We start from the raw sequence: 8,540 nt of genomic DNA on the forward strand, positions 1-8,540 counted from the left end.
CCATTTGTTGGTCCGCTAGTGATGCTTATAGTGCCTGTACTTGGACCATCGCCTCCAAAATCATCATCGTCTAAAACTACAATGTTTACCGTGTCGTCTTCATCTACACTTGCGGTATCGTCTACAGCAGTTGGCGTGTCGTCTACTGGATCTACAGTAATATCAATAACTGCCGTTGTACAATCGCCGTCTGCATCACAAATCTCATAGGTGATCTGGTCGGGACCGTTGTAGTCCGCATTTGGGGTGTAATCAATCGTATCATCCGTTGGATCGTTTGGTGTACCGCCATTGTTTACTGTGGCTGTACCATTTGTTGGTCCGCTAGTGATACTTATAGTGCCTGTACTTGGTCCGTCGCCTCCAAAATCATCATCGTCTAAAACTACAATGTTTACTGTGTCGTCTTCATCTACACTTGCGGTATCGTCTACAGCAGTTGGCGTGTCGTCTATTTCTGAACCACACAAATCTACAGTTGCAGGAATAACACATTCAAAACTAGATCCATCACCTGTTGTTAGACTTCCTGTGCTTCCTTGAACAATATGACCAACAAAACAAATAGAACCACCATTAGCTCGATTAAAAAAAGTAGTCGCATGTCCACCAACACTTGCAGAAACTGGGTCATCAGTACCAACAGTAAATGAGGGTGGGATTGTTGGGTTTTGAATTGTACCATCAGCTCCATGACCTAAAGAGTTGTTATTATTTAACCCCCAAGTATATAATATATTTGGATCAGAAGCTGTTGCACCAGTGGTAATAATTGATGCACCTGCCCACTCTTCCGAAGTATGAGATGTTGATATTTGTATAACATCTGTTAAATCTCCACCACCTGAAGCCTGAATAGCTGTCCATGTATTAACATTTCCTGTACCAGTTGTTATTATTTCGCCTATGGTATTAGCTCCAACACCATATACTTTTGCATCTACTCCTAATACTAAAAGTCCAGTATCATTATCATTGTGTGTAAATGATGAAATTTGGGTTATTGCTACTGGTGGGGCTGTCATTAAAGTAGCAAAATCTAGGTTTTGTGTACCACCACCATTTCCTAATTCTACATTATCTCCCCATGCATAAATATCTCCACTATTCAACAATGCATAACCAGCATACTTATTTCCTGTTACATTTACCACATCTGTTAAAGGAACTCCTGCTGATGTTTGTACTTGCTGCCATACATCTCCATCTGCGTTCGCATTTCCTGTTGCAGGAGGTGAAGTTTCATCTGTTGTTGCTACCCAAACTTGACCTGCACTTAAAACAAATAAAACGTCTGAACTAGCATGTAACTGTGTTATATTGGATGCAAAAAAAGGTAATGTTTGGGTGGCATTCATATCATTGAATGCACCACTTGTAGCAAAACTACCATCCACAACCTCGCCAGACAAACCCCATGCATATAAACTAGCAGTAGTCGCCAGAAAGGCTTGACCTCCTGAGTTACCAGATACTGTAAAATGTATTGGTGTTCCTAAATAATTATAACCATTAGCAGGTGTGATTTCTGTAATAGTAGTTGCATCAGTACCATCAGAATCCATATCCTCTCCCCAAACTACAATTCCAGTAGTTGTTTTTGCCATAGACTGATGATAAGAAGTAATTAACACATCTGAGTTTGGGTCAAAAATACCTTCTGAAGTAATTGTTGGGCAGTCTTCAGCTGGTGAATCACTTAAACAAAAACTAATATCCTGAATAGCAGAACCATGGACCGTACCTGCAGTACAAGCTGTACATTCATCCCAAACTAAAGTAATTGAATTTATTCCATTAGTACTTGAAAAATTAACTCCAACTTCATCATTATCTCCTGCAGTACTATTATTATTTGAATTAACAAAACCAGAGTTATTAGTTGTATACGAAGGATTAGCCGACTCATTAAAAGTTGGAAAAAGTGTTCCCCCTCCTACTTCAGAAGCAGTAATGGTGTAAGAATCTCCATTAGGTCCCTGACCATTTACATGTGCTAAATCAAATCCTACTTCATTAACAGGCTGAGAAAAAGCTATGGTAATTGTAATGCCTGTTGCATTAAATCCTGTTGTAAAAAATTGTAAAGCTTCAGTTCCATTATCAGTAGCTACTTCTGGTGTATCTCCTCCTCCAAAATTCCATCCAGATAATGTTCCCGTATCTCCTGAAAAAGAAATAGTGGCATTAACGCCACTACCAGAAATATTATTAAATGTATTAGTAAGTGCACCATCTGGTGTCCAATCAAATTCACTTGAATTTGTTGGAGATGTTTCCCATATTAATGTTCCCGAGGCAGTCAAGTTACTACAGTTAACTGTAGAATGCAATTGCCCAAAAGATTTAATTGAAAATAAAATTAAGAATATAAATAATATTATATTCTTAATTAATTTAATTCCTAAATAAGAAATAAATGTATTTAATCTGGTAAAATTTATCATGTTGTTGAGGGTAAATTATAAGATGTATTATTAAATTTTAATTACTAATACACTCAAAAAAAGTAAAGAAATGAGAGAGAATATTTTGACATTAGTTTTTTGAGAGAGTTTTAATTTTTGTAAATATAAAAAAAATTAACATTTGTTAACAATATTTTATCTCGCTATAATTTTTAAGAAAATCTAAATTATCAAATTTAAATTTCGTGACGTTTCACAATTACTACGCACTCACTACTCAAAAAAATAATAAAAAGTAATTATGACAACTTTTTGACACAAAAAATAAGAGAAAGTCACTTAAATAAGTCTTTTTTTTTATCCTTATTAAAGTATAATCATATTGACTTTAAATTATACCTCAGATACCACTATATTTGCAATCGCTTTTAATTAGACCCTATGACTTTTATTAAAGAAATAAATAGACGACGAACTTTTGGTATCATCTCTCACCCAGATGCAGGTAAAACTACTTTAACAGAAAAACTACTTCTTTTTGGTGGAGCCATACAAGAAGCAGGTGCAGTAAAAAGTAATAAAATTAAGAAAGGTGCTACCAGTGATTTTATGGAGATTGAACGTCAGCGTGGTATTTCTGTAGCAACCTCTGTTTTAGCATTTGAATATGATGGGATTAAAATTAATATTCTAGATACTCCCGGACATAAAGATTTTGCAGAAGATACTTTTAGGACGCTTACTGCAGTAGATAGTGTTATTGTGGTTATTGATGTTGCGAAAGGTGTTGAGGAACAGACTGAAAAACTCGTTGAAGTTTGCCGTATGCGCAACATTCCTATGATTGTATTCATAAATAAAATGGATAGAGAAGGTAAAGATGCTTTTGATTTATTAGATGAAATTGAACAAAAATTAGGATTAAAGGTTGTTCCTTTAAGTTATCCAATTGGTATGGGATATAATTTTAAAGGCATCTATAATATTTGGGAGAAAAACGTAAACTTATTTAGTGGAGATAGTCGGAAAGATATTGAAGATACTATTGAGATTTCTGATTTATCTTCACCCGAATTAGACAACTTAGTAGGAGAAGAAGCTGCTAATACATTAAGAGAAGAAATTGAACTTGTTGAAGGCATCTATCCAAAATTTAGTAAAGAAGAGTATCTTGATGGAAACCAACAACCAGTTTTCTTTGGTTCTGCCTTAAATAATTTTGGAGTAAGAGAACTATTAGATTGCTTTGTTGAAATTGCTCCAAAACCTAGACCAAAACAAAGTGAGGAACGCTTAGTAAAACCTGATGAAAATAAATTTAGTGGTTTTGTTTTTAAGATTCATGCCAATATGGATCCTAACCACAGAAATCGTTTAGCTTTTGTTAAGATTGTTTCGGGAGAATTTAAAAGAAATACACCTTATTTACATGTGAGGCATAATAAAAAAGTAAAGTTTTCAAGTCCAAATGCATTTTTTGCAGAAAAAAAAGAAATAGTAGATATATCCTACCCTGGTGATATTGTTGGCTTACAAGATACCGGAACATTTAAAATTGGAGATACTTTAACCGAAGGTGAAGTTTTAAACTATAAAGGCGTACCTAGTTTTTCACCTGAGCATTTTAGATATATCAATAATGCGGATCCTTTAAAATCTAAACAACTGTTTAAAGGCATTGATCAGTTGATGGATGAAGGTGTTGCTCAATTATTTACTTTAGAACTTAATGGAAGAAAAGTAATCGGTACAGTTGGAGCTCTTCAATATGAAGTGATTCAATATAGATTGGAGCACGAATATGGAGCTAAATGTACCTATGAAAATTTAAATGTACATAAAGCCTGCTGGATTGAAACCGAAGATGAAAAAAGCGAAGAGTTTAAAGAGTTTATAAGAGTTAAACAACGTTTTTTAGCTAAGGATAAAAGAGACCAATTAGTTTTTTTAGCTGACTCTCCTTTTTCTCTTCAAATGAGCCAACAAAAGTATTCGAGTTTAAAATTTCATTTTGTTTCAGAGTTTAAATAAATTATTTAATATTAAAAAGGCAGGTTTTAAAACCTGCCTTTTTTTTGTAGAATATTTATAGAATTTATTTATTGGAAACTATACGTTTGGTTAATGTCTCTTTATCGGTGGTTAAATTAACAAATAGAACACTTACTTGAATGTTTGTTAAATCAATTTCAACAATTTTTTCAGTACCTCTTGAATAATTTCTTGTAAAGAAAGTATTGATTAATGCTCCTCTAATATCAAATATTTCAATCTTAACATTAGTATCGTAATTAATTGAATACTTAAGATTTACTTTTTCTTTGAAAGGCACCGGATAAGCAATAAATTCTTCAATACCGTTGTCTAATACATCATCTACACTAAGCGAATCATCACATAAAGCTTCACTGTTTTGAAGTTCACAAGAACCACTACTAGAATCATTTGAGTTCGTCGTACAAGTAACAGCATGAGCAATTACATATATTCCATCTGCATCAGCATTACTAACATCTATAGGACCAACAGTATAAGTTGTATTATTATCAATCTCAGCCATAGGAATAAATGGATATTGTCCTGGAGCTACAGTTGGCTCACCATTGTTTCCAGAAGCGAATGGTTCACAACCAACATATATATGAGCTTCATTCATGATATAACCTTCTATTAAGTTATAAGTAAAAGTTACAGATCCATCCCAATAACTAGCTCTAACATCTCCCACTAAATACCCTTTATCAGTATCACAATGAGCTGCTCCTGAATATAAATCCATTGTATAATCCCCTTCTGCTTCAAAATAATTAGTCCATCCCCAACGGTTGAAACCTTCTTCAATAAAGCATGTTGAATTATCACCTCTAGCAAATGCTGTTTCACACTCGCCAATAATTGGATCACAACCGTCTACATTACTTCCTATATCTGGATTGTTATCATCGCAATCTTCATCTGTTGGAACACCATCACAATCTGCATCATTTACATTACTTCCTTTCTCAGGATCATTATCATCGCAATCTTCATCTGTTGGAATACCATCACAATCGGCATCATTCTCATTGCTTCCTACGTTTGGATCGTGGTCGTCACAATCTACATCAGATTTAACAAAATCACAATCTTGATCATCATCTGAATATGCACAAATATCTGGATCGTTATCATCACAATCTATATCTGTTGGAATACCATCACAATCTGCATCATTTACATTACTTCCTTTCTCAGGGTCATTATCATCGCAATCTTCATCTGTTGGAACACCATCGCAATCTGCATCATTCTCATTGCTTCCCACGTTTGGATCGTAGTCGTCACAGTCTTCATCTGTTTTTACACCATCACAATCTTGATCATCATCTGAATATGCACAAATATCTGGATCGTTATCATCACAATCTATATCTGTTGGAACACCATCACAGTCAGCATCGTTTACGTTACTTCCTTTCTCAGGGTCATTATCATCGCAATCTTCATCTGTTGGAACACCATCGCAATCAGCATCATTCGCATTGCTTCCCACGTTTGGATCGTGGTCGTCACAGTCTTCATCTGTTTTTACACCATCACAATCTTGATCATCATCTGAATATGCACAAATATCTGGATCGTTGTCATCACAATCGATATCTGATGGTACGCCATCACAATCGGCATCGTTTACATTCGAGTTCGTGTTGTTTGGATCGTTATCATCACAGTCCTCACTTGTTGGAACACCATCACAATCAGCATCATTCTCGTTTGTTGTTGTTACTGTATCATCATTGTCATCACAATCGATATCTGATGGTACGCCATCACAATCGGCATCGTTTACATTGGAGTTCGTGTTGTTTGGATCGTTATCATCGCAATCTTCACTTGTTGGAACACCATCACAATCAGCATCGTTCTCATTTGTTGTTGTTACTGTATCATCATTGTCATCACAATCGATATCTGATGGTACGCCATCACAGTCAGCATCGTTTACATTGGAATTCGTGTTGTTTGGATCGTTATCATCACAGTCCTCACTTGTTGGAACACCATCACAATCTGCATCATTCTCGTTTGTTGTTGTTACTGTATCATCATTGTCATCACAATCGATATCTGATGGTACGCCATCACAATCGGCATCGTTTACATTCGAATTCGTGTTGTTTGGATCGTTATCATCGCAATCTTCACTTGTTGGAACACCATCACAATCTGCATCATTTGAACTTGATGCATCACCACAACTAGATATTATACAAGAATATATTTTATTTAAAATAATTTTATCATTATCACTTAAACTAATTTCTAAAGTCAACAAATAGTCAAATAAATCATAAACTGTTGAATTTACATAACCGTTTTGAACAACTAATAAATTCAAAGCATTTAAACCTTCATTAATAGACAAATCTCCAATATTTTTATCGGCAATAAAATCAGATAAAACATTAAGTAACTCTAATAGTAAATTACCTATTGTAGCATCAGTAGGTAAACCATTTTCTGTTGCTAAAGATGATAAACAAGAATTCAAATTTGAAACAACAGCGGCATCTTGTGCTGATATACCTGATGATTCTAATAAATTAGCTATCTCTCCTTGTATAGTCAATGTACTTAATTCACTATTATTTATCAATTCTTCCAATAGAGTTAATCCAGAATTTAATGTGATATTACTTAATTCTTGATCTTCTGCTAAATCTGATAAAACAGTAATTAAATCATTAACAGTTAATGTGCCTAAATTGTATATATCTTCATCATTTATATCAATACTTAAATCTAAAAGTAAATCAATTACAATATTTGAATATCTCTCTACACAAGCTACTTCGCAATCTGTATCAGGAATACCATCACAGTCGGCGTCGTTTACATTGCTTCCTTTACTTGGATCGTTATCATCACAGTCTTCACTTGTTGGAACACCATCACAATCAGCATCATTCTCGTTTGTTGTTGTTACTGTATCATCATTGTCATCACAATCGATATCTGATGGTACGCCATCACAGTCAGCATCGTTTACATTGGAATTCGTGTTGTTTGGATCGTTATCATCGCAATCTTCACTTGTTGGAACACCATCACAATCAGCATCATTCTCATTTGTTGTTGTTACTGTATCATCATTGTCATCACAATCGATATCTGAGGGTACGCCATCACAGTCGGCGTCGTTTACATTGGAATTCGTGTTGTTTGGATCGTTATCATCACAGTCTTCACTTGTTGGAACACCATCACAATCAGCATCATTCTCATTTGTTGTTGTTACTGTATCATCATTGTCATCACAATCGATATCTGAGGGTACGCCATCACAATCGGCATCGTTTACATTGGAGTTCGTGTTGTTTGGATCGTTATCATCACAGTCTTCACTTGTTGGAACACCATCGCAATCAGCATCATTCTCATTTGTTGTTGTTACTGTATCATCATTGTCATCACAATCGATATCTGATGGTACGCCATCACAGTCAGCATCGTTTACATTGGAATTCGTGTTGTTTGGATCGTTATCATCACAGTCTTCACTTGTTGGAACACCATCGCAATCTGCATCATTCTCATTTGTTGTTGTTACTGTATCATCATTGTCATCACAATCGATATCTGAGGGAACGCCATCACAATCGGCATCGTTTACATTGGAATTCGTGTTGTTTGGATCGTTATCATCGCAGTCTTCACTTGTTGGAACACCATCGCAATCTGCATCATTCTCATTTGTTGTTGTTACTGTATCATCATTGTCATCACAATCGATATCTGAGGGTACGCCATCACAATCGGCATCGTTTACATTCGAGTTCGTGTTGTTTGGATCGTTATCATCGCAATCTTCACTTGTTGGAACACCATCACAATCAGCATCATTCTCGTTTGTTGTTGTTACTGCATCATCATTGTCATCACAATCGATATCTGAGGGAACGCCATCACAATCGGCATCGTTTACATTGGAATTCGTGTTGTTTGGATCGTTATCATCACAGTCCTCACTTGTTGGAACACCATCACAATCTGCATCATTCTCGTTTGTTGTTGTTACTGTATCATCATTGTCATCACAATCGATATCTGATGGTACGCCATCACAATCGGCATCGTTTACATTCGAATTCG

General features: G+C 35.3%; 3 protein-coding genes. 1 reads left to right on the plus strand and 2 read right to left on the minus strand.

Annotation, left to right across the window (positions count from 1 at the left end):
* On the minus strand, positions 1–2,306 hold a 2,306-nt coding region (locus tag DIS18_RS14785; protein WP_245925730.1), incomplete at its 3' end, for an Ig-like domain-containing protein.
* Between the two features lie 543 nt (positions 2,307–2,849).
* Between DIS18_RS14785 and DIS18_RS14790 the strand changes: the two genes are divergently transcribed.
* Positions 2,850–4,439, plus strand: a complete 1,590-nt coding sequence (locus DIS18_RS14790) for a peptide chain release factor 3 (protein ID WP_109353865.1) — start codon at positions 2,850–2,852, stop codon at positions 4,437–4,439.
* Between the two features lie 64 nt (positions 4,440–4,503).
* Here the strand turns inward: DIS18_RS14790 and DIS18_RS14990 are convergent.
* Positions 4,504–8,540, minus strand: a 4,037-nt coding sequence (locus DIS18_RS14990) for a T9SS type A sorting domain-containing protein (RefSeq protein ID WP_109353866.1), incomplete at its 5' end; no start/stop codon positions are given.

It is taken from the genome of Algibacter marinivivus, assembly GCF_003143755.1.
Classification (GTDB): domain Bacteria; phylum Bacteroidota; class Bacteroidia; order Flavobacteriales; family Flavobacteriaceae; genus Algibacter_B; species Algibacter_B marinivivus.

What these genes read in the sequence shown, in the direction of transcription:
- DIS18_RS14790 (WP_109353865.1), top strand. Translation starts at nt 2,850, where the DNA reads ATGACTTTTATTAAAGAAATAAATAGACGACGAACTTTTGGTATCATC.